We start from the raw sequence: 25,378 nt of genomic DNA on the forward strand, positions 1-25,378 counted from the left end.
TTTTGTTTGGCACTATACCAGGCAAATTAAACATCTCTCTTCTTCAAAAAACATAACGGGAATTTCTATAGGAGGCTGGTAGATGGCTGCAACCGACTTCAAAGACTATTACGCTATTTTAGGGGTCAGTAAGACTGCCAGTGCAGAGGAAATTAAACAAGCCTTTCGTAAACTAGCCCGCAAATACCATCCTGATGTCAACCCAAACAACAAACAGGCAGAGGCACGCTTCAAAGAAGTTAGCGAAGCCTACGAAGTTGTATCAGACCCAGATAAACGTAAAAAGTACGACCAATTCGGTCAATATTGGAAACAAGCTGGTGAAGGTTTCCCATCTGGCGGTGCTGGTCCCGATATGGGTAACTTTGACTTCAGTCAATACGGCAATTTTGATGAGTTCATTAATGAGTTGCTTGGACGCTTTGGTGGTCCTCCCCCTCGTGGTGCGGGTGCGGGGCGCCAAAGTCAGGCGCGAAGTCACTCTTACCGCACTTCTCCGGGTACCTCAACCCATTTTAGCAGCAGCTTTAACGATTTTGGGTTTCAAGATGGAGGTGCGGCTGGTACCCAGGATAGTGAAGCTGCGATCGCTCTAACTTTTGCTGAAGCATTTAATGGGGTGAAAAAGCGCTTCAGTTTAGGTAATGAAACAATAGATGTCAACATTCCATCTGGGGCTAAAACTGGTACTCGCCTACGGGTGCGGGGCAAAGGTCAAATTAACCCCATGACTCAACAACGGGGGGATTTATACTTAAAAGTCGAACTTCAGCCGCACACCTTCTTCCAAATGGAAGGCGATAACTTGGTATGCGAAGTGCCAATCACACCAGATGAAGCGACTCTGGGAGCGTCTATTGATGTACCCACTCCCGATGGTTCAGTTAATGTCAAACTACCAGCAGGAGTCCGTTCTGGTCAATCTCTACGTTTACGTGGCAAAGGTTGGCCCCTCCCCAAAGGTGGACGCGGCGATCAGTTAGTGAAAGTGGCGATCGTTCCACCAAAAGACCTCAGCCAACAAGAGCGGGAATATTATGAAAAAATCCGGGCTATACGTACTTATAATCCCCGTAGTCATTTGAACCAATTCAGGCTTTAATAAGCAAAAAAAGAATCCCCATAATTAAAATCTCGTCATTACCCACATTTTGGTAACAGTCAAAGTATTATGCTAACACCACATCCTGTCTAGAACTTAAGTTCTGTGGCTCAGAGCTACTGTTCACTCAAGTGGACTTGAATCATGTTTGGCTGAATGTTTAACCGAACTTGAGATGAATTGTTGTTTAGTCCATTTAAGAGAACTTGAACTATTAGCCTTGGAATTGTATTTCGAGGCACAATAGTTCTACTTGGTATTCAAAAGCCTACTGATTCCTTATTTTAAGTAGTTTGTTTTTATATAAAAATACAATTTTTATATTGCCAGAAATGTGATAATTAAATTGCTAAAAACAAAGCTAAATAATGTTGTTATTTTTTAATTCTTAACTTTTTTGATACCGCATACCTGGTAGTTGCGAAATAAAACCCATAAGTTCCAACTGTAACAAAGCACCGGAAACTGAGCCAGCAGTCATGCCAGTTTGTTGGACAATAAGATCAAAGGGTAAAGCATCACTTGCGACAGCCTCCGGCACACTTGTGGCGAACGCATCCATTACTGTTTGCAGTTCTGGCGATAAAGTTGGCAAACTTAACTGTTCTGGTGCTGTAGAAGCCTCAATTGCATCAATTTGTGGTATTGCTCCTAGCATTGTTAACAGTTCGTCTAGTTCTTTAAGAATGAAAGTTGCTCCCTGACTCAGTAACTTTAAGCATCCTTGGGATGGATAATCGTCAAGTCTTCCAGGTAATGCATAGACATCTCTACCAAATTCATTTGCGTAGGTAGCAGTAATTAAAGCACCAGATTTTAAAGGCGCTTCCATTACCAGAATGGCGCGGCTTAAACCTGCAATAATTCGATTGCGACGGGGAAAATGAGTCCGATCGGGTGGGGTTTTTGTGGGGTACTCACTTACGACTAATCCAGCCGTCAAAATTTGCTTGTACAAATCCCGATTTTTATGCGGATAGATGACATCTACACCAGTTCCCAAAACTGCGATCGTTCGTCCACCTGCTTTCATGGCGGCGATGTGGCTTTCGGTGTCAATTCCCTCTGCCATACCAGAAACGACTGTAAAGCCATTTTTAGCCAAAGCTGTACTAATTTGGCGAGTCCAACGAATACCATATTCTGAAGGTTGGCGAGTTCCGACAATCCCAACCATTGGTTTTTGTCCGAGATTTTCTTGGAGTTCGACTTCACCACGATAGTACAAAATCGGCGGCGGACTCGGAGTTTCCAGCAGTAAACGGGGATAATCTGCATCTGCTGGCGTCCAGAAATGAGAGTTTTCCTGCTGGTGCTTGGTGAATAGTTGTTCTGGGTGCAAACGCGATCGCTGTTGTACTACTTTTTCTAGTGTCTGAAAACCAAAACCCTCTACTTCTGCTAACTGTACCTTAGTAGCGTTCCAAGCTGTTGCTAGCGTCCCAAAATGCTGTTGCAGCCGTCGCAGTAATACTGGCCCAATTCCTGAAATTTGTGCCCAAGCTAGCCAATATGCGCCTTCTTCTACCACCGTTCTATCCTCACACCACTGGATTGAGTATTCCCAAATTAGGGTTGGCTGTTGATGGAGTAGGGGCGGTACTGTTCGGTTAAGGCAAGAGACGCGATGAATCGCCGTCTCTACAAAGACCTCTTTCCCAATTCCTCTTGACTTTTGCCTCTTGACTCTTGACTATTAACTATTGACTATCTATCTTCTTATCTTCCGTGATGAAATATTTTTATCGTCTTCTAATAAGCCTATCTGGGTGCTTAATATTTTTACTGGTGCATAGTGGACTTGGTTTATTACCTAGTTTGGCAGCCGAAAAAGTTACCGTCAGGTACGGATTGTTTGAGCAATCAATTCCGGTGGCAGATATACGCAACTATGACGAGACACAAAAAGTTTCTGCCGATCTGAAGTCTTTTCTAGATTACCTCAGCGCTAAAGAAAAACAGAAATTTCAAGAAGCCCTTCAAGTGAAAATGTCGCTTGATATTGTGGCTTTAGATAAGCTGGTAAACACAGGAATGGGCAAGCAAATTTTATCTTTTACTTCCCAAGCGATCGCTCGTCGCGATCGAGCCAGTATACAAGCACTACGATCTGCCCTTATCATCGGAGCAAGATCGCCAGAAGGTCTAGGAATAACCAGCTTTCTCCAAGCCTATCCCAGCGATCAACTAGTTATTGATGTGTCAAAGATTAAGAAGCTAGTCGGTATGGCAAATTCCTCTGCTAGTTCTGCTGATGCGCCGCCGAAAGATGACGTAAGTTCTTCACCTTTAGGGAAAGTTGCCCTACAATATCAAACACTCGCCGCCCAGGATAAACAATTCTCAGGTTGCTTATTTGGCGATTCTATTTCGGCTGGACTTGGCAATACCCTTGGGAGTGGTACTTTTAATTTTGGGTTAAATGGTCTGAGTACAATCTCATTACTAGAACAACTGAAAAGTTTAATTCCTACCAAGGTGAAATGCGAAAAAGCTATTATTGCCATAGGTGGAAATGATGCTTTGTATCAAATTAGTGATGAATTATTTAGCAAAAATCTCCAAGAGGCGATCGCACTTCTGCGCACAATGGGAACTAAAGAGATTTTTCTGATTCCGGCTTTTTATTCGACAGTGGCAGCAAGCTCAGATCCAAAAGTAGCAGCCCCACTAGCTAGAGTTGAACAAATTAATGTTCTGATTAATCAAGTTGCTGAAACAGAAAAAGTACCAGTTGCCGCAGCCGGACTAGCACCATTATATGAAAATAATGTTCTTAAAGAAAATTTAACCAGTGATGGCGACCATCTAAATGCAGAGGGTTTGAAAATTTATCGGCAAGCATTATTGCAAATCCTGGGTAAGTAGGTCAACCTAATTAAACATAAAACGTTCACTATATAGCTCCCCGACTTATTTAATAAGTCGGGGAATTACGAATTATCACTGTTAAGCTTTCCAATTCAAAAACCGTGCATAAAGATAAGCTATACCTTCATCAAGAACCGTGCGCACGCCTTCGCTAGAATTCCACCATTTGTTTGGATTATAATCTTGCGTTGTAGCAGCAATCACACCAACATTAATTTGAGGGGTAAGTATTTTTTTAAAAAGAAACCAACTCCTACGGGCATGAACGTCCAAGGAAAAAAGATTAATCGATTCTATTTTTAAATTTGAATTGGATAGCCAACGCTCAAATTCAGCAGCAGATGCATAACTACGATCTTTAACCACAAAAGGTGTCGGAACGGCTACTACTTTTTCTGCTTCTAAACCGAGTTTTATGAAGGTGTCAGCCGACACGTCTGCAAAGTTCTTGTATCCGGTAAGATAACTTCCTTTTCCTAATGTACCTCCGGTAGTAATTATTTGATGATAAGAACCGTTTTGAAATTCAGTCAAAGCTTCTTCTATAGCGTAATCTGGTAGCCATCCTTCAACAACTAATACTTCTGCTGATTGGATCGGGGAAGTTACGGCGAGAAATGAGTGTACATGAGTAAAAATGAAAAATATTAAATAAACAATCAAAGCGATCGCAATCGCCCACCCTTGAGCCGTAAGTGTCCACATTTCTTGGCGTTTGATTAGTTTGATTTTGGGAAATTTTTGACACCGACGATTTTTTATCCGCATTAACCCTTTGCTAAACGTTGTTCTTTCAAGTAGGTAAACACAGATTTATCTCCAATATCAGCAGGAATTGCTTGGACTGTCTTGCGCAGGGCAAACACTAGAAATAATATCGCCCAAGTTCCTAATAAAATACTTTCTCCTTGGGTTGGTAAAATTCCTACCAAATGTCCTAACAACAGTAGCGGTACAATTGGGGTTAATACTTTGGTTTCCAGACGATTGAAGCAAAAAGCCTCTTTAAAATAAATACCTGTCAAAGCTACGAAAATAAAACCAACCCCAAATAAGGTAATTGGCTGATTGTAAATAGCAAGAGCTAAAGGTTCACTACTAGTAATTGCCAGAATCACTGATGCGATACTACCAATCGCCCAAAAAACTTGCAACGTTCGGTGCAGTGATGCCATATAGATATGGATGGTAAATAAACTTACACCAAGCGCGAGACTAAAACAAGCATATAGAGGTGTCAGTAAAGTTACAACAGTTGGGTTATTGTTGAGTAAAATCAAGGCGCTGCCGATGGCAAAGCTCAGTGCTGCTACCATTAATCCAGCGCGATAGATAATTACGCCAGTGCGATCGCTCTGAGTAATTGTAAATTCCCCAAACTGACCTTGATAAACTTCTGGTGCAGATAGTGTTTGTGTAGTCATAGCTAAGAATATAATTATGATTCTCTAGTAGAGTACAACAGGAAATTGCTCAAGGGTTACTTTTATTATTATGAGCAATAAGGCGAACTTCATGTCACCATTCCTAAACTTACATCTTTTAGCAGTTGCTTTCTGGAAAATTTTGTCGATTCGGCACTGCCTACGGTGAATAAAAATGCTTGTTTTTAAATGGTGTGTAGTTGCCCATCCTCCTTTTTATATCTAGAATTTTCCCTTTTTTTGACTTTCCCACAAATTACCAACAGGCACTTTGCAGCCTGGTAATTTTTCACTGTCTTAACTTTAGCAAGATTCACTGGTCTGATTGTCTTAAAAAAACAACACTTCTAACGGATCTTGTAAATTAATCTGTAATTGTGAGTGAGCATCTCCGCAATTAATGGCAATTTCTACCCAACCGTGACTGCCAACTAAAGCTAGTATCTCTCCCACTTTCACCTCACTGTAAGTTTCACAGCCTGGTACACTCAATCCAGCAACTTGCACATACCAACTTTTGCCTTGCACGTAACTCGCTGGAATGTTACTCACTAAGTTGCCAAAGCGATCAATATATTGAATGCAACCCACTACACCAGTTGTTATCTGCTTGCAGTTACCTATATTCAGGTTTACCAAACTTGCTGGATCGATTGCTTGCCCTAGCTGTTTGAGGGGGACACCACTAGCAAGATTAGCTGCCACTGGTGCAAAGATATCCCTACCGTGAAAAGTCTTGCTTGGTTGAGGAGTACGCCAATAATTAAGATTTGTAAGTTCGACGGCTGCGATCGCCGGACTTTGACTGAGTACCCCGCTGAATATACCATTATCTGGGCCGACCAAAAACCCTTGAGCAAATTCTACTGCGATCGCCCGTCGCTTGCTTCCCACACCTGGATCTACTATTGCCAGATGCACTGTCCCAACAGGGAAATGAGCATAAGCATTCATCAGGCTAAATCTGGCTGCGGCGATGTCTTGCGGCGGAATTTGGTGCGTTAAGTCTACCACCGTCAGTCTGGGGTTGATTTGGGCTATGACTCCCTTCATTATGCCTACATAAACATCGCGATCGCCGAAATCGCTCAGTAAAGTCACAAGGGGCTGTCGATCTATCTGGTTATTAGACATATTTTGGTAAAAATATATAAAAAATATATTTTCTGTAGCAACAGCTACAAAATGTGTGCTATGTTAAGAATACAAGACATAAATTGAAAAACTAAAGCAGGTAATCACTATGAGTCAAAATAGATTACAAAGTCTGAGCAATTCACGAGAAACTCACAGAGCGAATATTCAAAGAAGCCTAGAGCATCGCTTGGAAATAGCTAGAGCAAAAGGCGACGAACAGCTAATTCGTCAACTGGAAGCTGAAATGAGGTATTCCAGCTAAATCAAGTTTTCATTGTTCATAGTTTTGTTGTGTAACCCGCTACGGCGGGTTTTTTCTTTTTAGGGGGTTTTCTGACAATTCTGGTAAAAGCTCATAATCCTTACTCAAGCAACGAGATTGATTCCACTAAGCGAAAGTTCGTTCAACAATTACTCAAAGGTATTGGTGAAGGGATGTTTACGATGGTCACTGAGCTTGCCGAAGTGCTGGCTGCGCCTACGCTCCTGTATTATGACCGAATAATTAGCAGAACTTGAAATACCGCAATTAGTGAGTAATGTTGCAAAGTAGACCGCTCCCATAAGTTCGGGAACTGCTCCCATAAGTCGGGAACTGCTCCCGTAAGTTGTGAGACTGCTACAGTTGCAATATTGATAACTACAGGTTAAGTATGGTGACACCACCTTCAATATTGCTGATGATAACTTAAGCATTTAAAGGTAAGGGTACGCAGTCATGCGCTTCTACCATGTATTACATGCAAAATTTTTGTATTTTCTTTATTTTGGCAAAATAGGGAATATTGCAAAGTAAAGTTGTATAAAATCTCAGTGATACCAATTCTCTAAAATCTGTCACCAAATTCAAACCCCCAAACCCAGATTTAATCTGACTTTCTTAATTACGAATTAGTGATTATGCCGCCAGACTACTCCGGTCAAAATCTTCGAGGCCGCTCTTTTAAAGGTCAAAACCTGACTGGGGCAAACTTTAGCAAGGCAGATATTAGAGGAGCAAACTTTACCAGCGCGATTCTTAAAGATGGTGATTTTACAGGTGCTAAGGCTGGACTACAGCGACGTTGGACAATTGGGTTGCTCATAGTCTCATTGCTGCTGTCGGGACTATCAGGGTTTTTCTCAATCCTTCTTGGTGTATTGGTAGCATATATTTTTAACTTTCATAATACTCAAAACTTCATCTTCGGGATAGTCTCCCTAATTTTGCTGCTGGTTTTTTGTATTATTACGATTCGTAAGGGTTTAACAGCAGGTTTAGGAGCCGTCGCCTTCGCAATCGCCGGAGCCGGAGCCGTCGCCTTCGCCGGAGTCATCAACGTCGCCTTCGCCGTCGCTTTCGCCGTCGCTTTCGCCGGAGTCTTCGTCTTTGCCTTCGTCGTCGCCTTCGCTGGAGCAGGAGCCGGAGCCTTCGCCGTCGCTGGAGCCATCGCCGTCGCCAGAGCCGGAGCCGTCGCCATCGCCGGAGCCGGAGTCGGAGCTTTCGCCTTCGCCTTCGCCACCGCCGTCACCACCGCCGGAGCCTTCGCCGTCGCCTTCGCCGTCGCCTTTACATTATTTAACGCTTATATTGGCTGGCGTAGTCTGGCTGGAAATGAAAAAGAAGCTTGGGTTCGCTCATTCGCTGTTGCCTTTGCTGCTACAGGTGGAACTAGCTTTCGTGCTACTGATTTAACTGATGTTAACTTTACAGGTGCAATTCTCAGAAATACAGATTTCAGAAATGCCAACCTCATACGCACTCGTTTTTATGAAGTCAAAAAACTCGACCTTGCCAGAGTAGAAAACACTATACTAATTAACCTTGCTGTTCTCAATTTGCTCGTAAGCTGCAATGGTAGAAAAAAATCATATCTTGGTGCTAACCTTAAAGGTGCTAACCTCATAGGTGCAGATTTAAAAGAGGCAAATCTCAAAGATGCCGATATTACTGAAGCAACCTTCCAAGGAGCTTGTTTAGAGTGGGCAAACTTAACTCTTGCTCAAGCTGTTAGCACTAATTTTACCAACGCTAAAATGACTGGTGCTTGTATTGAAGCGTGGAATATTGAAAGTACAACTAAGTTAGATAATGTAGATTGTCGTTTTATATATCTTCTTGAAAACTCAAAGCCAGAAACAGATGACCGCGAACGCCGTCCCAGTAGTGGCGACTTTCAACCGGGAGAATTTACTAAGCTATTTGAAGAGGTTTTAAATACTGTTGATTTTATTTTCCGCAATGGCATTGATTGGAAAGCTTTTGTTAACGCCTTCCAAAAAGTGCAAGACCAAAATGAAGGCACAGAATTAGCTCTACAGAGTATTGAAAATAAAGGTGATGGGGTTTTTGTCGTTAAGGTTGCTGTACCTGTTGATGCCGATAAAGAAAAGATTCATGGCGAATTTACACAAAATTATCAACTGGCATTGCAAGCTGTAGAAGAAAAATATAAAGCACAATTACAAGCTAAAGATAATGAAATAGTTATCTATCGCCAACAAAGTGGCGAGATGGCAGAGATTGTAAGATTATTAGCGAATAAACCAATTAATATTCAAGTTGACAATAAAGTAGAGAATAAAAATATGACTAATAGCAATGATGCCAGCCGCAAAATTAATATTGGTAGTGTTGGCAGAGATTTCAATGCAAGTGGACAAGCTTTAAATTTAGGTGATATTAGCGGTACGGTAACAAACACCATCAACCAGTTACCAGCATCTTCCGAACCTGATAAACCGGGGATTAAGGAATTGTTGACGCAATTGCAAGCAGCGATTGAGGCTGATACAAATTTACCGCAAGAAGATAAAGTTGAGGCATTAGAACAAGTGAAAGCTTTAGCAGAAGCCGGGAAAAATCCTCAAGAGGGGGCGATGCAAAAGGCGGCGAAAACGGCTATTAAAATTTTAAAAGGTACAATCGCTAGTTTACCCAGTGCCACAAAGTTGGTTGAACAGTGCAGCAATCTATTGCCGTTGATTTCCAATTTTCTGGGTTTAGGATAGTCAAATTAAGACTCGGCGAATGGAATTCGCGGCTACACCGCCTTTCCTGCGGAATGCTATGCGAACGCGGACTAAGGACAAATCAAAGTTTTTTAACCCACCTCTGTGGGTTTTGCTTGTGTAGACGCGGTTTCTAACCACCCTTTTAGCTACGATCGCACCCTTTGACCCTATTGAAGCCAGAGATTAAGGTAAAATTATAAGTAAAAGTATTAAGAATTTTAAAGAAAGTAATCAATGTCCAGCATTTCTATTGACAAAAGTAACTCTCATGTAACTGTTATTGGTGCAGGAATAGGTGGACTGACTGCTGGAGCATTATTAGCTCATAGAGGTTACAGCGTCTTAATTTTGGATCAAGCCCTCGTACCAGGAGGCTGTGCTTCGACGTTTAAACGCCAGGGATTTACCTTTGATGTGGGAGCAACTCAGGTGGCGGGGTTGGAACCAGGGGGAATTCACCACCGGATTTTCTCAGAATTGTCAATAGATTTGCCACAAGCAACGCCTTGCGATCCTGCTTGTGCGGTGTATTTACCTGGGGAAAGTACACCCATCAATGTTTGGCGCGACCAACAGAAATGGCAAGAGGAACGACAAAAACAGTTTCCTGGGAGCGAACCATTTTGGCAGTTGATGGCAACTTTATTTGATGCTAGTTGGGAATTTCAAGGACGCGACCCGGTGCTACCGCCGCGTAATTTATGGGATTTGTGGCAGCTAACTCAGGCGGTGCGTCCCAGTACATTAATTACCGTACCCTTCACCTTGTTTACGGTAGGAGATGCTTTACGGTTATGTGGATTAGGAAATGACCGACGACTGAGAACTTTTTTGGATTTACAACTGAAGCTATACTCCCAGGTAGATGCAGACGAGACAGCATTACTTTACGCCGCCACAGCGTTGAGTGTATCCCAACTGCCCCAAGGATTGTTTCACCTCCAGGGAAGTATGCAAGTATTAAGCGATCGCTTGGTACAATCCTTAGAGAGAGATGGCGGTAAATTATTGATGCGCCACACTGTAGAAGAAATCAAAGTAGAAAACGGTAAAGCCAGTGCTGTTGTTATTAGAAATCAAAAAACTGGTGAAGTTTGGACAGAAGCAGCCGACCACATAGTTAGCAACGTCACCGTACAGAATTTGGTGCAGTTGTTGGGAGAACAAGCGCCATCTGGTTATAAAAATCGGGTGGAAAAACTGCCTCAAGCATCGGGTGCTTTTGTGGTGTATTTGGGTGTAGATGCCAGTGCGATTCCGCCTGAATGCCCTCCCCACCTGCAATTTCTCTACGATGTCAATGGCCCTATTGGCGAGAATAATTCCCTATTTGTTTCCGTCAGTCATCCTGGAGACGGCCGCGCACCGGAGGGGAAAGCGACAATTATTGCTTCTTCGTTTGTCGATCCTGCACAGTGGTGGCACACTGATGATTATGAAGGACTAAAAGAAAAGTTTACCCAAGAAGCGATCGCTCGTCTTGCTCAATACTTCTATCTCAAACCAGAAACTATTATTCATCAAGAAGCGGCAACACCCCGCACTTTTGCCCATTTCACAGCCCGCGATCGCGGTATAGTTGGCGGTATTGGTCAAAGAATACCCACCTTTGGACCCTTTGGGTTCGCCAATCGGACACCAATCGAGAATTTGTGGTTAGTTGGTGACTCCACCCATCCAGGGGAAGGTACTGCTGGGGTGAGTTACTCGGCGCTAACGGTAGTTAGGCAAATTGAAGCGCAAATGTAGTATTTTGTAAAGTTAGTAATGAAGAGTTTGTAGTAAGCACTTTGGTGCTTAGAAAATAACGACTAAAGTCCCTGCTACAAACTTATTTACAACTATTTAGATAGAGCAAAAATTTTATTAAATACTATAAATCATACTTATAACCGATGCCAAGCAGGACACAAAACTGATGGAATAAGGTTAGTGTTGCGAATTTGGAGTAATGACAGATAGCGTTTTAATTCTTGGAGGAAGAGGGCGCATTGGTAGCAGTGTTGCCGAGGATCTAGCTACCCATACGCAGGCTCAAATTACGATTACTGGACGTTCTGCGGAATTCGGGAAGGCTGTTAGCTTGTCTTCGGGGGGACAAGTGCAGTTTTTGATATTAGATTTGGCAGAAGTTGACAAGTTGCGAGATGCGATCGCAAACTCTAATTTAGTCATTCATTGTGCCGGGCCATTTCACTATCGAGATACTAATGTTCTCGAAACCTGTATTGCTGAAGGCGTTAATTATCTAGATGTTAGCGACCACCGTTCTTATACCAGCAAAGCTCTGAATTATCATGAAAAAGCTGCTGCCGCTGGCGTGACAGCAATTATTAATACTGGCATTTTTCCTGGTATTTCTAACAGCATGGTACGCCAAGGAGTTGAACAATTTGATAAACCCGAAAAGATCCATTTAAGTTATTTAGTTTCTGGTTCTGGTGGTGCTGGCATTACAGTGATGCGGACAACTTTTCTAGGGTTGCAGTATCCTTTTGAGGCTTGGATAGATGGAAAATGGGAAATAGTCAAACCTTACAGTGAAAGGGAAGTAGTTGAGTTTCCATCTCCTTATGGACGCAGCGGAGTTTATTGGTTTGATATGCCAGAAACCTTTACACTTCCCCATGCATTCCCATCAGTGAAAACTGTAATTACCAAGTTTGGTTCTGTTCCAGATTTTTATAATCACTTAACTTGGATTGCGGCACACGTTTTTCCCAAGTGGTTAATGCAGCGTCGTTACATGATTGAATTTCTGTCTCATGTCAGCCATTCAATGACAGATGTCACTAATAATTTTAGTGGAATTGGAGTAGCAGTTCGTTCTGAGGTTACAGGGCAAAAGAATAGTGAGACAGCCGTTTATTGTTCGACTGTAGTGCATGAAAATACAGCGCTGGCTTCTGGTTGCGGTACAGGTAGTATTGCCCAATTATTGCTAGAAGGTAAACTCAAGAAACCAGGAGTTTTTCCTGTAGAAGAAGCATTACCAACAAATTTATTTGAAGAGGTAATGCAAAGCCGAGGAATTAAAATTAATCACAGTTGGTCATAAGTGTCTATCCGATAAGAAAGTAAAAATATCAGTCTAATTAAGTAGACTTGAGCTATTAGTCCAGAAGTTGAGTTCTAGATGGTATGTTAGTAAGCACGACAATTTTTGACTATAGCGATTATCATTTTAAAGAGGTACACGGGTAAGTGGCAAATTTTGTCCTACTACTAAATCATTTGTGAACAACGAGATCCCCGACTTTTTAGAGAAGTCGGGGATTTTAGTCTTGTGAATAAGATTACCCTAGCTAAAAATTAATATACCTTGAGATAGAAGAAAGAACTGTACCTAAACACTTAGGATGCCTGTGAGCCTAAGATATCTAACCTATCTTCTACCTAAAAAAGCTCATCACAAAAAATTAGGAGATTTTTTTCATGCAAAAAATTCTATTAAGTTTAAAACAAGCATTACGTTCAAGCTTTTTGGTTGTTGGTTTGATGGTTTTCATCAGCTTGACAGGTTCCTTCATTTTTGTTCAGCAAAGTAGTTATGCAACTACTCTTGAAGAATTAAAACTAGTACCTCCAGAGTATAAACCAAATTCTGAAGAAAAAATTAATCGTGCTAACGAATACGATCCAGGTGTTGGCATTCAAGAAGAAGACAGACAAAAAGCTTATGAGCAAGCAATAAAAGATTCAAAAAATCTTACTACTATAGAGAAGACTTACGAAAGAAATTTGAAGGCTGAACAAAAACAAAATCCCCCAGAAAGTTTTGGCGAAAAAGCGAAAGAAGTTATTGAAAAAGTGACAGGTAAATAGGGAATATAGACCTAATCCTAACACCTTTATTACAACAGAAATGGGAATTTAAGACTAAAACTGCCTCTTAAATTGGGAGTAAGGTTCAGACAATTAAACTGTAGCGACTTTTAAGACAGTCGCTACATACAAAAATGGCTTTTACTCAAATTCGTCTATTGTAGTCGGAGTAGTAGTTTTTTTCTTGTTAGCAAAATTGCGCTCATACCACTTCATTAATGGAGTTGCACTAATTCCATGCACAATGACCGAGGCAACAATAGTAGTGTAAGTTATCCAAGCAATTTGTTCGGCTGCTTCACCTTTCAAGCCATGACCAAAGGCATAAGCTAGATAATATAAAGAACCAACACCGCGAATACCAAACCATCCAAATAACAACCGAGTTCCTGGGTGGAAGGTTCGGCGGCGTGAATCTAGAGGACGTTTACCTATTGTGCTAATCCAAACTCCTAAAGGTCTGACGATAAAGAATAACAAAATTATCACTAACACAGATTGCATAGCATAATTAAGCATTGGTTTCAATAATAGTATTGAACCTAATAGTAAAATTGTCCCTACTTCTAGCAGCTTTTCTACTTGCTCAACAAATTCTAATTGTTCTATCGGTTTTTCAGAATTCCTGTAACTGCGTTGAACAACTAACCCAGCAACAAATACCGCCAAAAATCCATAGCCATTAACCATTTCTGTTAATGAATAAGTTATTAAAATTGTGCTGATAGCAATAAAATCTTCCATTAACTCATCGGTAGGACGGCGTTTTTGAACTTTTTTTTCAATCCAAACTATAGATTTGGCAACAACAATTCCCATAATAATGCCAGATGCGATCGCCCATATTAAATCAACTGTAATCCACTGTTGAAACCAGTTACTCCAGTTGTCATCTTCTAAGGCATGAATGCCAAAATAAACAAAGGGAAAAGCTAAAGCATCATTTAACCCACCTTCAGAAGTTAAACCAAATCTCAACTCATCTTGGTCATTTGCACTGGTCAGTTGTACTTCTGATGCTAATACTGGATCGGTAGGTGCGAGAATCGCTCCTAATAAAATTGCTTCTCCCCAATTCATGCCTAAAAACAATTTACCCACAACAGCCAGAGCAAAAATTGAAATTGGCATCAAAAATAGAATCAATCGCACCGTAATATCCCAAACCCCCAACTTTAGAGGCCGAACAATTCTTAAGCCGCAACTAAATACAGAAATAATTACTACAAGTTCTGTTATTTTCTCCAGCAGTTCGGTGTTAAAAACGTCATCCCTACGTAATTGAATCAGCCCTAAGCCATAAGGGCCTAGAAAAATACCAACCACTAGGTAGATGATGGCAAAAGAAAGGGGTAAACGAGTAATCCAACCTGACCCTAAAGTTACCATCAGCAAAAGTAGACCAATCACAAATAGGTCAATAATATAGATATCTACCATATGACGATTTACATAAATATAAGGTGTTGCTTTGTAAGCTTAGTTGCAATACCTTTGTATTAGAATTTACCTATGGGCAGATTTTCTGGGATTAGGAATTCAGAGACACCACCAAATTGGAGAAGAAAGGAATAGATAAATTTGGCGTTGGCTTTGCCCATCGTAGACATTGCGCTTTAATTATTTGTTAAAAGTGCTGTAACTAATCAGATGTAACACGGGAATATAGCTAAGACACACCTATACGCTTTTACGAATAGTTTGTAAGCTAAACAACATCTAATCCAAAATTTATATAACTCTTGTGGCATAGGTCGAAAAGCCTACGCTAATTATGCAAGTTAAATGTGGAACAGCTTAATCGTGTTCAGTTAAAGGGATTTTTGGGCTTTCTGCATAGATTAGGGAATATAGCCAATTGGACGGATATGATATATTTCCTACTTTCTGACTCAGATATCGGCCAATTTAGTACAAATATACTATAATAGATATAGCGTCCACAAAGCCTAGCCAAATGCATAATGGCTCTGTGAAAACCTTCTGGAAGATGGATTCAAGGGTTAGTTCGATGATGAAGCATTATATTCTCAACCTCAATCCGACTGCCAAGCATGAATGGGATCGGTGTATTTTACGTGACCCGCTGACTGCCAAACGCCCAGACATTGCTAAACTAATTGCCGAAGCAGTTGGTGCTGATACAGGTAGTTATTTGGTCAGCGTGAATATTGAAGTTCAAGTTTTGCAGCAAGCGGCAGTACCTCAAGCCGAACAACTCTCGCTTTCATTTCCAGAGGTGAGTGTGCCCTCACAACCACAACTGCGGGAAGCGGCTTGAGCTACAGTGCAGAATTTAGCAGAAAATAATAAGCCTGTATAAGCAGGCTTACTCTTCTTATCCGCAGATAATCGTAGGGGCACAATATGTTGTGCCCCTACCCGTGTACTTCATTTACCTGAAATACTCTGTATAAACATGAATGAGGTTTAAATTTAAAATATTTTGATAGTTTATTTGAACTTGATTTTTGCTAATTTTTAGGAAAATGACTGTAAATAATTAGTGGAAAATAATTAGCATACCTGCACTTCAGACATCGCTTTTCCTCCCCTAATTGAGTAAATTTTGGCTATAATATGTATATAGCTTCCACCAAGCTGATTTTAGTGTAAAACTGCTCTGTGACAGCCTTTTGGTAAATGGATTCAAGAGTTAGTCTTATACTTAAACACTACATTTTTGACCTTAGAGGAAAATTATTAAATGATGCAACTGAGTCATTATCCAGCTGCGTTGGGCGAAGCCCTTGCCGAAGGCATCGCACAAGCTGCTCAACGGGCTAATGAAATAGATTCTCAGTTGATGGCAGTGCAGCACCAAGTTAACCGATTTGAAGGCAATGCAGACCGCACCGCCGCCTTTGAGATGGATTTGAAAAATGATGCTCAACGCAAGGCTCGCCGCTTTGAGGTGCTGCTTGTAAATCAGGAATATCAAAAGGCAATAGATACCCAAATTCGATTAACTGTCGATAAAGCAAATGCGATCGCTCATTTGGAATATCTGCGTAACCAGTTTAGTGTAGCTAAGTTGGAAGCAAGATTAGCGATCGCTCAACAACTCTCTGATTTTGAGTCTCGTGAATTAGTTGGTTTGTAATCACAACTATAAACCCCAGATGTGAATCTGGGGTTATCCAAATAAAATCGATGATTGTCAAATTAGAAAAGTAATTATAATTTGTGGGATAGCAGTTGGAAAATTTGCTGATTAATAGTTGCAATATCAAAACGCTGACTAGCAGCAGTTCGGGCATTATTGGCTATAGTCGCAGTTATTTCCGTCTCCTGTAAACAAGTGATAATTACTTGTGCAAGTTCCTGGGGTTTTCCTGGTGTCACTAAAAAACCATTAAGTCCATGTTCTACTAATTCCATTGCACCTCCAGCTTTGGCTGCAACTACAGGTTTTCCACATAGCATTCCCTCTACAATCACTCTACCAAAGGGTTCTGGCGAAGTAGAAGTATGTGCCACTAAGTCACATGCTGCCATTAATTGGGGAATATCAGAACGAAATCCTAAGAATTTGACGCGGTTTTCTAATCCCAGTTCACTAACTTGTTGGTGTAACTTTTGGACATAATCTTGTTCGCCAAACAGTGCATCACCCACTAAAATTACTGTCACCTCTTGCGGACATTTAGCCAGAGCATCAATTAAAATATGCTGTCCTTTCCAAGGTGCAAGACGGCTAAAGTGTCCAACGATAAATTTACCTTCTAATCCTAACTGTTGCTGTAATTGTTTAATATCAGACTCATCAGTTTGATAATTTTTTGGATTGAAGCCGTTATAGACAACTTCGATGATATCTGAGCGTCCTCCTGCTTGTACGAAGGCTGTTTGACTCGCTTGAGAATTAGCAATTACTAATGATGCAAAACGATTAGCTAAGTTAATAGCAATGCGAAGATTTGTTTGGCTAAAATGTTCTTTGGAAAGAATATCATGTAAATGATAAACCAGAGGGCGACGACTAAAAAAACTTGCCAACGATCCGACAACTAATGCTTTTTGGGTGTTTGCATAGATTAAATCGTATTCACGCGCTTTTTTTACTACCTTAGTAATCAGAGGTGCAAGTTGTCCCAAACTCTTCAATCCTTGTAGTAAACTGCTTTCTTTGCGAACTTGGATTGCTTGAGTTGCGAGAACTTCTACTGGGATATTATTTTGTTGTAGTAAATCTTTGAACGAGCCGTCTGCAAATAAACCTACCAAAGCGCGATCGCCATAAGGTTTAGCAATATCTATCAAACATAATTCGGCACCGCCTGGTTTACCGCTTTGATCTAAGAAAAGAATTCTCATTCAACCTCTATTTTATCTAATTTTGCTCGTGTAGTGCCCCTAGAATTTATTAAACTTACTTGTTTAAGTTAATAAAACATTCCGGACTTGCTGGGCAATTTGATTCCAGTCGTAATGTGTGGTGGCGTACTGGCGACAGTCCGATCGTGAAGGTATGGGGATATTTCCCAAAAGTACTTGTTCTAATTTTTCAGCAATAGCTAAAGCGTCTGTTGAAGTCGTAATCAAATCGGGTGAAAATTCTGATAAAATTTCTGGCATTCCCCCAACAGGAGTACATAAAACAGGAGTACCACAGGCTAGAGACTCAACTATTACTAATCCAAATCCTTCAAAAGATTGACTAGGCATAATAGTTAATTCAGCTGCTTGATAAGCTATAGGCAATTGCTTATCAGGGAGAAAACCTAAAAACTTAACGTTGTCATCTAGTCCTAATTCTGTAGCCTGTTGTTGTAGTGCAGCTTGGATGTGACCACGACCTGCGATCGCTAGCCAAACATCTGGTATTCTGGGCTTAATTATAGCCAGAGCTTGCAATAATTTATCAACTCCGGTTCGATGTACTAAGCGGCGTGATGTAAATATAATCGGGCGATTACTAGGCCAGCCTAGCTTTGCACAAGCTTCCTGGCGTGATAAATTTGGTTGAAACCAATTAATATCAACTCCACCGGGAATAATATTAATTTTGCTCCACGGTACTTGATATTTATCATGTAGAATTTTACCAAAAGCTTTGCTCAAAACAATGAAGCGATCGCAGCGATTATAAGTGTTTTGTTCGATTAGCCAATGCTTGATTAAAAGACTGAGGTTTTTATTAACTACCTCTTGCTGACTCTCAGAAGCCCAAGGGCCATGAAAGTTAAAAGTAACTGGTACTCCTTTTGGCAAAATATCTAAAAGAGGAAAGCTGTATAATGCAAAGTGCAAATTAATAGCATCTGGTTTGCTAGTTCTTGTTTTCTGAAAGTTCGTGCGAATTGACCATAATCTTTTCCAAATTGCACTATCGGGACTCGCCAAGTTAGTCAGCTTAATCGGCGAATTTGTCTCAGTCTCTGGTAGACCAACTCCGCATAATTCAATCTGGTCTTGATTTGCTGCTAATTTATGAGTTAGCTCATAAATATACCTTTCCAGTCCTCCGGGACTTTTGGGAAACCAGCCTAATCCCAGAGTGAGAATAGATGCAGATGAAGAAGTAAAGTTTTCTAGTTTATATTCCACTAATTTATCTCCTATAAATATACTAAAACAGGCGCACATCTGTGCGCTTTTATATCTGTATGCAAACCTGAATCAATAGAATTTATGAATACACATTACCAATAATAATTTTTGTATAGAAAACCAATTTATAAACTATTTATATATCAACGTCAACAAGGAATTAAAGCTGTATTTTTATTAACTAGATAACACCGAGATAGATATATATGATACTTCTCAACTCAACAACTTGAATGCTGTATGGAGAGAGAAAAAAACTGCTATAAATTAATAAATATAGAATATTTTTGTATTAATATTTACCATTCTGATTTCAAAACAAGTAAATATTAATACCTTAACTTGACTATATCCATTTTTGTGGCAACGCGATACTCCTGCGGAGTCGTTGCACGAACGCCTAAGCTGAAACCTTTGTGGGAAGGGAGGTTTACTTTTTTAATTTCATCGATATCTGTGACATGGAAAAAATATTTACCAGAAATCTAGAATTTTTACCGGATAAATAAAACCAAGTTCTTAATTTTGGATAAAGTCAAGCTTAAATAATCTTTTAAAGATATTAACTGAAAATTTAAAGAATCAGGGTAGCTATATAAAGCTTATGTAAAATAAAAAATAATTTGCTACTTATATATCGTTCTTCAATCACTCTGTTCAACGAAAAATCTCAGCCAAATTTGAAAGCAAGAGTGATTGTGGGAATAAATAATGCTAACGCTTAGTATTTCTTTCGTGCGCTGATTGGTAGAGAGCTAAGGCATTTTCACGTAAAATTGCTACAGAAATAGCCTCAGCTTCAGCTACAGTTATGTCAGAATCTGTAATTGCTTGCTCTAGCACTTCTCCTAAAACCTGACGACCCCACTTTGCACCCAAGTAGTACAATTCTGGAATTGAGTGGGCATCAGAAGAATACATTAATTTAGTAGTGGGAGCTAATTCTAACATTTGCTTGATTGCTTCCCGCATCCCAGATACGCTTAAAAAGGGTATTGCCAAACCGAAATCTAGATAAACTTGGGGATATACAGAAGCTAAATAACCAGCCTGCTGCATATAAGGATATGAAGCGTGTAGCAATACTATCGGTACATGGCGATACTGCGGTAACTCTAGTAAATATCGCAGATTTAGAGGATTAGCTAATCGTAAATCCAAGCTAGGATCGCCGTAGCCAGTATGAAATTGCACTGGTAAGCGATATTTTGCTGCTACTAATAATGCCTGTTGTAACAAAAAATCAATCAGCGGTTTATCTATCAGTCGCAGAGGTTGATTGTGCAGTTGTTGCTTGAGGTTTTCAAAGTTAGCCGCCGCTACCTCGTCAGTTACCGATTGAATATCCAAACCACTCCGGTAACAGGCAATACTTTTAAAAGCTACTACTCCCAGCGGTGGGGGATCGAGTTCACTGTTGAATCTGGCTAGGAAAGTAGCAAAATCAGGAGATTGCAGAATTAACTGTTCTGCTAATAGTTCTAATCTCAGAATCCGTCGCACAGGAATAAACCTTTCATGCCACGACAGAGGTAGGATAGTTTCTGGCTGCAAACCATCATCTAAGTAAATCGCCTCTAAGTTAGCAGCCCGAAAATAAATCTGCGTTAGTTCTTCTAATCCTAGACTTTCCCGCCGTGCCAAAATTGCTGTTTCTTCAGCTTTGCAGTTCAATAAAGCGGCAATCTCGCGCAAGCTACGCCGATAAAAGAAGGTATGACGGGCATGGTAGTTAATTATTTCTGGATCGTAGCCTTCAGTAAAGGCAGCTGCATAAGGAGACTGGGCAGCTACTTCTGGTTTTAAGATATTGTGGGCGTGTTGGTCAATTAAGGGAATATCAGCCAGATTCATTTTTAGTCGGGAGTAGAGAGTGGGTTGCTAGTATTTTTCTAATAATGCTTTCACTTCTGCCGTTAATTCCCAATCTTTCATTGCTTGCCACTCTGCTTGACGCACTGCTAAGAATGCTTTGGCTAACTGGGGATTTAAAGCTGTTAATAGGATATCGTCTTGCTGGAGGTGAGCGATCGCTTGCCCCAAATTATTTGGCAATGGGTCTATTTCATTAGCGCTGCGTTCTTCAATTGATAAATATCCGGGGTCTTGATTGACTGGGTTTGGTGGTGTGAGACTGTGCTGCACACCATCAAGTCCGGCTGCGATCGCTGCTCCTAAAGCTAAGTAAGGATTAGCTGAGGCATCTACAGTTTTCAATTCAAAGTGGCTGGGACAGCCCAAAGCAGGGTTACTAGGGACTCTAACGGCTGCCTCCCGATTATCTAATCCCCAACAACGGAAAGCACCACTCCAACTATGAGGAAGAATACGACGATAAGAATTAGTACTTGGGGTAGTTAGTGCCATCAGTGCTGGTAGATGGTGTAGGATACCAGCGATAAATTGTAATGCCACCTCAGAAAGACCATAGATACTCTGAGGATCGGGTAATAAATTTTTCTCCCTATGCCAAAGGCTTAGATGGATATGACAACCACTACCCGCTGCATCCGGGAAAATTTTGGGTAAAAATGAAGCGATGAGGTTGTGGCGTTTTGCGATCGCTCTGACAGTTTCTCGAAAAGCAATTTGCCAGTCAGCTGCTTGTAAAGCATCCGTATAGCGCATGGTAATTTCCTGCTGACCTGGGCCTGATTCAGGATAATATTGTTCAACAGGTATACCTTGGGCAATAAGTGCATCAGCGATTTCATCAATTACTTCGCGGTGGAGATCCATTGCCTGAGTTGAAGCAAAAACTGTGGAGTCCGCCGGAATGATGCCATCAGGTGTTTGCCGTAGTAAATAAAACTCATTTTCAAAGGCTGCTCGTACTTCCCAACCGATTGATTTAGCTGCCGCAATCATCCGCTTCAAGAAGTTTCGCGGGCATAATCCCCAAGCAGCACGATCTAGTATCATATTGCCCATAACACGAGCATGACCAGGACTATAAGGTAAAGGCTTGAGGCTAGACCAATCTGGGACTAAGCAAATTTCACCTACTGGCCCTAAATTTGTTTCTGGCACAACTGCATCATACATAACGGGAACTCCCTGCTGCCCTACAGAAATCCCTACTCCATGTTCAAAGTAGTGAGCTAACATTCCCAGATGCACAGCTTTGCCACGGATAATATTAGCATTATCGCACCAAAGAACTCGCACAAATTTAACATCAGCTCCTTCAAGATATTTTCGTATTTTTTTAAAGTTATTTTTTTCAGCCATTGCTAGTTATTTTTATTTTTACTCTGTTATTTTCTCATGAAATTTATAGCAGAGTGATATCAGATGCCGTGTCCATACATAGACGGTATCTTAGCCACTTCAAAATAGTTATATTTTTTTACGGATTTCATAAACAATGATTGTATATAAATAATTAAAACCTGAAAATTATATGATAAATAAATTACTGACGCAGTTAAAAAAACTACGTCAATATCTCAATCAGCACATCAAAAAATTATCTAATACTAGATATTTACAAAGAAATAAAACTTTCAAATTTTTACTCAGTCTGACTATTGGAGTTATTGTTACTACCCTTGGAATTACCACAGACTGGGCGACAACTGGAACACGCACGCTTACACATAATACTATTGGCAGTGAAAATCTGCGGGTACAAGATAATACTAAAATACCTACGTTTACACACAAAACATCGTCAATAAATAATACTATTGGCAGCGAAAATATGTGGGTACAAAACAATACTGAAATACCCACACTTACACACAAAATATCGTCAATAAATAATAGTGAAAGTCTGCGGGTACAAAACAATACTGAAACACCCGCGCTTAACTACAAAACATCGTGGATAGGTAATACTATTGGCAGTGGAAATCTGCGGATACAAAACAATATTGAGGCCATGTATGTTGCTCCTGATGGCACAGTTTATACTAACAGCCATTGGGATGAGGCTGCAATGGAGGCAGGAATATATAAAGATGGTAAAGTTATTGCTGCTCTTGGGGATACTCACGGCTGGAGTCGTGGCGGTGGCAAAGCTGTAACCGCAAATAGTAAATATGTTTACATTGCCATGACTCAAGGTTCCAGGGGCGATACAAAAGAAGATTATCCACCAGAAGGAACAACTTGGTATAGCGTTAGACGCTATGACTTATCAGGAAAACCTGCGCCGTTTCCGAATGGGCGTGGTTGGGATAAAAGTATGTTGATTACCAGTACTAAAAGTGAAGTCACTGGATTAGCAACTGTGGGAAGCGAGTTGTATGTGAGTGATTCTGCTGCTAACCAGATTCGTGTTTATGATACTGATACGATGAAGGAACTTCGCAGCTTTACCGTTGCTAATCCGGGAGCAATAACTATCGATCCACAAAAAAATCTGTGGATTATCCAAAATAAAAATGGTAGTAAGCCTGCCAAGATTCTCCATTATTCCCAAAGTGGAAAGCAATTGCCCCAACAGATTGCAGATATTGTCGAACCGACTGCGATCGCTATTGATCGTAAAGGTAAGCTGTTAATAGCAGAAAATGGCCCGCGTCAGCAAATGTTGACTTATGAGATCAAAGATCGACCAGTGCAGGTGAGTAGTTTTGGTTCTAAAGGCGGTATCTATGCAGGAGTTCCTGGTGAAGTTCGAGATTTGAAACTTTACGGACTTACCGGAGTCGGTACAGATGCTTCCGGCAATATCTATATAAATAGTAATGGTTTCAACAAATCAGGAACAGATTTGCGGAAATTTTCGCCATCGGGAAAACTAATGTGGCGATCGCTGGGATTGATATTCGTCGATAATGCAGATGCCGATCCTAAAACTGATGGTGTAGATTTGTTCACCAAACAAGAACACTATTTGATGGATTACAGTAAGGCTGCCGGTAAGCAATGGAATTACAAAGCCTACACCTTAAATCCTTTCAAATATCCTCAAGATCCACGTCTGCATACATCGCCAGATGGAACCTTTGTTCGCCGTATCCAAGGGAAGCGGTTTTTGTTCCTCACAGATATGTATAACAGCTTTCTGCAAATCTATCGTTTTAATCCCGCCACTGATGGTAAAGTTGCCATCCCCGCCGGCATGTTTGTCGGTACTAATGGCGCAGATAAACCATTTATTACCGGAAATTGGCCACCACATCAACCAGAACAAGGGGAATGGATCTGGCGCGATCGCAACGGTAATGGCAAATTTGAAAAAAACGAATACGATCGCAGCAAAGATTATCCTCATCTAGGCGGTTGGTGGGTAGACAGTAAAGGAGATGTTTGGAAAGCTTTGCGAACAGAAAATGGTATTCGACACTATCCTCTACAGGGAATAGATCCTAAAGGCAACCCCATCTACAGCTATAGTTCGATGGAAAAGCAAACTACTCCCAAAATATTTAACGACTTGCGGCGGATCGAATATTTCCCAGAAACAGATAGTATGTATTTGTCAGGCTTTACGGTAGATCGCCCTGCATTTGGTGACGATGCTGGAGTTTCTGGATCTGAGATTGCCCGTTTTGACAATTGGAGTAAAGGAAATCGTACTCCCAAATGGCGGATTGTAATACCCTATGACAGCACCGGGAAGCGTGAAGTGTCTACAGCAGCAATCAGTGTGGCGGGAGACTATGTATTTGCCGTGACAGTCAAAACCGCAGAGGTATATGTCTACAATGCCAAGACGGGAGCGCAAGTACAACAGTTAAAACCAGGCCCAGAAGTTGGCAGCGAAAGTGGCTGGATTGATATACCCTACGGTATTCGCGCTTTTCGGCGTTCCAATGGTGAGCATCTGGTATTTGTAGAAGAAAATTGGAAAGGAAAAGTGATTATGTATCGGCTGGCGGGGTGAGTATTTACGGTAATTACGACGTAACACAGCTTTCAATACTGTTAGGTTAAGAATTTTAAACTGGAATTTGGTTTGGGGAAAAGGGAAAGGGGGAAGGGGTAAAGCTATGGAATTTTCCCTTCCCCTTTAACCTTTCCCCAGTCTAGTATTGCTATATGTACAAAAATATGTGATTAAATGTATCGCAGATTTAGTGTCAATTATTTTGTCATTTCCTAGTTAGCCTTTACCCGCGCTTGCTTCACCATTGCAATCAGAGTTTGATGAGCATCTTCCGCATCTACTAAAACACGATCGAATTGAATGCGAACTGGTACAGTTTCCCCATTGACTTGCGCTGTTAAATCCATACCCTGTGCATCAATTGACAGCATTTCGGCTGCGATCGCATCTGTGACACCACCAAAAGCTTTAGCATAAATAACTACAGCATCAGCATGATCGTCATTCATGTGTTTGCAGATGCGCGAACTAATTTCAGCAGAGAAACCATTAGACATTGTGAAAAGTTGAAACTTATGAATATGGCAAGAGCCTAAATTTTCGTCTAAGTAATTTAAATTAGCAGAAAAACCTAGTCTTACGCCATCGATATTATAAGTTATATCTGAAAAACAATTGTCGTTGTATATATTT

General features: G+C 40.8%; 20 protein-coding genes. 10 read left to right on the forward strand and 10 right to left on the reverse strand.

Annotated elements, in window-relative coordinates; genetic code table 11:
- The first annotated feature begins 82 nt into the window (after positions 1–82).
- The gene (locus tag V7K53_RS05550) at positions 83–1,102 is read left to right on the forward strand and encodes a DnaJ C-terminal domain-containing protein (RefSeq protein ID WP_335196618.1); all 1,020 of its coding nucleotides are present in this window, start codon (positions 83–85) and stop codon (positions 1,100–1,102) included.
- A gap of 388 nt (positions 1,103–1,490) precedes the next feature.
- Here the strand turns inward: V7K53_RS05550 and dprA are convergent, their stop codons facing one another.
- On the reverse strand, positions 1,491–2,633 hold the full coding sequence (gene dprA, locus V7K53_RS05555) for a DNA-processing protein DprA (RefSeq protein ID WP_335196619.1): 1,143 nt from the start codon (positions 2,631–2,633) through the stop codon (positions 1,491–1,493).
- A gap of 257 nt (positions 2,634–2,890) precedes the next feature.
- On the opposite strand from dprA, the gene V7K53_RS05560 reads away from it, so the two are divergent.
- Complete coding sequence (locus V7K53_RS05560; RefSeq protein ID WP_335196621.1) at positions 2,891–3,970, forward strand: alpha/beta hydrolase; 1,080 nt, start codon at positions 2,891–2,893, stop codon at positions 3,968–3,970.
- Positions 3,971–4,051: 81 nt separating this feature from the next.
- On the opposite strand, the gene V7K53_RS05565 is transcribed toward V7K53_RS05560, so the two are convergent.
- The 3 genes from V7K53_RS05565 to V7K53_RS05575 all read right to left on the reverse strand — a co-directional run bounded on the left by V7K53_RS05565 (position 4,052) and on the right by V7K53_RS05575 (position 6,531).
- Positions 4,052–4,741, reverse strand: coding sequence for an ElyC/SanA/YdcF family protein (locus tag V7K53_RS05565; protein ID WP_335196622.1), 690 nt, complete (start codon positions 4,739–4,741; stop codon positions 4,052–4,054).
- Positions 4,741–5,397: a DUF2301 domain-containing membrane protein gene (locus V7K53_RS05570; protein WP_335196623.1), complete on the reverse strand. Its 657-nt coding sequence runs from the start codon at positions 5,395–5,397 to the stop codon at positions 4,741–4,743. Before V7K53_RS05570 ends, V7K53_RS05565 begins: the two co-directional genes overlap by 1 nt.
- 330 nt (positions 5,398–5,727) lie before the next feature.
- On the reverse strand, positions 5,728–6,531 hold the full coding sequence (locus V7K53_RS05575; RefSeq protein ID WP_335196624.1) for an SAM hydrolase/SAM-dependent halogenase family protein: 804 nt from the start codon (positions 6,529–6,531) through the stop codon (positions 5,728–5,730).
- 109 nt (positions 6,532–6,640) lie between these two features.
- Between V7K53_RS05575 and pirA the strand changes: the two genes are divergently transcribed.
- From pirA to V7K53_RS05600, 5 genes are all read left to right on the forward strand, one after another.
- Entirely contained in the window at positions 6,641–6,796 is a 156-nt protein-coding gene (gene pirA / locus V7K53_RS05580; RefSeq protein WP_335196625.1) for an arginine synthesis PII-interacting regulator PirA, read from the forward strand.
- A gap of 638 nt (positions 6,797–7,434) precedes the next feature.
- Positions 7,435–9,525, forward strand: coding sequence for a pentapeptide repeat-containing protein (locus V7K53_RS05585; RefSeq protein WP_335196626.1), 2,091 nt, complete (start codon positions 7,435–7,437; stop codon positions 9,523–9,525).
- 237 nt (positions 9,526–9,762) lie between these two features.
- Positions 9,763–11,277, forward strand: coding sequence for a C-3',4' desaturase CrtD (gene crtD / locus V7K53_RS05590; protein ID WP_335196627.1), 1,515 nt, complete (start codon positions 9,763–9,765; stop codon positions 11,275–11,277).
- A 202-nt stretch (positions 11,278–11,479) separates the two neighbouring features.
- Entirely contained in the window at positions 11,480–12,586 is a 1,107-nt protein-coding gene (locus V7K53_RS05595) for a saccharopine dehydrogenase family protein (RefSeq protein WP_335196628.1), read from the forward strand.
- Between the two features lie 377 nt (positions 12,587–12,963).
- A complete protein-coding gene (locus V7K53_RS05600) occupies positions 12,964–13,353 on the forward strand; it encodes a hypothetical protein (RefSeq protein ID WP_335196629.1) in 390 nt (129 codons plus the stop codon).
- A 141-nt stretch (positions 13,354–13,494) separates the two neighbouring features.
- Here V7K53_RS05600 and V7K53_RS05605 read toward each other — a convergent pair whose 3' ends face one another.
- Complete coding sequence (locus V7K53_RS05605; RefSeq protein WP_335196630.1) at positions 13,495–14,793, reverse strand: cation:proton antiporter; 1,299 nt, start codon at positions 14,791–14,793, stop codon at positions 13,495–13,497.
- 571 nt (positions 14,794–15,364) lie between these two features.
- Here V7K53_RS05605 and V7K53_RS05610 point away from each other — a divergent pair.
- Both V7K53_RS05610 and V7K53_RS05615 read left to right on the forward strand, forming a co-directional pair.
- Positions 15,365–15,634, forward strand: coding sequence for a hypothetical protein (locus tag V7K53_RS05610; RefSeq protein WP_069069307.1), 270 nt, complete (start codon positions 15,365–15,367; stop codon positions 15,632–15,634).
- A gap of 426 nt (positions 15,635–16,060) precedes the next feature.
- Positions 16,061–16,456: a hypothetical protein gene (locus tag V7K53_RS05615; RefSeq protein ID WP_335196631.1), complete on the forward strand. Its 396-nt coding sequence runs from the start codon at positions 16,061–16,063 to the stop codon at positions 16,454–16,456.
- Positions 16,457–16,530: 74 nt separating this feature from the next.
- Here the strand turns inward: V7K53_RS05615 and V7K53_RS05620 are convergent, their stop codons facing one another.
- The 4 genes from V7K53_RS05620 to V7K53_RS05635 all read right to left on the reverse strand — a co-directional run bounded on the left by V7K53_RS05620 (position 16,531) and on the right by V7K53_RS05635 (position 22,137).
- Positions 16,531–17,670: a glycosyltransferase family 4 protein gene (locus tag V7K53_RS05620; RefSeq protein ID WP_335196633.1), complete on the reverse strand. Its 1,140-nt coding sequence runs from the start codon at positions 17,668–17,670 to the stop codon at positions 16,531–16,533.
- A gap of 63 nt (positions 17,671–17,733) precedes the next feature.
- Positions 17,734–18,903 carry a glycosyltransferase family 4 protein gene (locus V7K53_RS05625; protein WP_335196634.1) on the reverse strand — a complete coding sequence of 390 codons (1,170 nt, stop codon included), beginning with the start codon at positions 18,901–18,903 and terminating at the stop codon, positions 17,734–17,736.
- A 717-nt stretch (positions 18,904–19,620) separates the two neighbouring features.
- Positions 19,621–20,760 (reverse strand): amidohydrolase family protein, encoded by a 1,140-nt coding sequence (locus tag V7K53_RS05630; protein ID WP_335196636.1) that lies wholly within the window; start codon positions 20,758–20,760, stop codon positions 19,621–19,623.
- 27 nt (positions 20,761–20,787) lie between these two features.
- Positions 20,788–22,137 carry a glutamine synthetase family protein gene (locus V7K53_RS05635; protein ID WP_335196637.1) on the reverse strand — a complete coding sequence of 450 codons (1,350 nt, stop codon included), beginning with the start codon at positions 22,135–22,137 and terminating at the stop codon, positions 20,788–20,790.
- Positions 22,138–22,309: 172 nt separating this feature from the next.
- Between V7K53_RS05635 and V7K53_RS05640 the strand changes: the two genes are divergently transcribed.
- Entirely contained in the window at positions 22,310–24,742 is a 2,433-nt protein-coding gene (locus V7K53_RS05640) for a hypothetical protein (protein ID WP_335196638.1), read from the forward strand.
- A 215-nt stretch (positions 24,743–24,957) separates the two neighbouring features.
- Here the strand turns inward: V7K53_RS05640 and V7K53_RS05645 are convergent, their stop codons facing one another.
- The gene (locus tag V7K53_RS05645; RefSeq protein WP_335196639.1) at positions 24,958–25,242 is read right to left on the reverse strand and encodes a DUF2470 domain-containing protein; all 285 of its coding nucleotides are present in this window, start codon (positions 25,240–25,242) and stop codon (positions 24,958–24,960) included.
- Between the last annotated feature and the right edge of the window lie 136 nt (positions 25,243–25,378).

It is taken from the genome of Nostoc sp. (genome assembly GCF_036917355.1).
In the GTDB taxonomy this organism is placed as follows: Bacteria; Cyanobacteriota; Cyanobacteriia; order Cyanobacteriales; family Nostocaceae; genus Nostoc.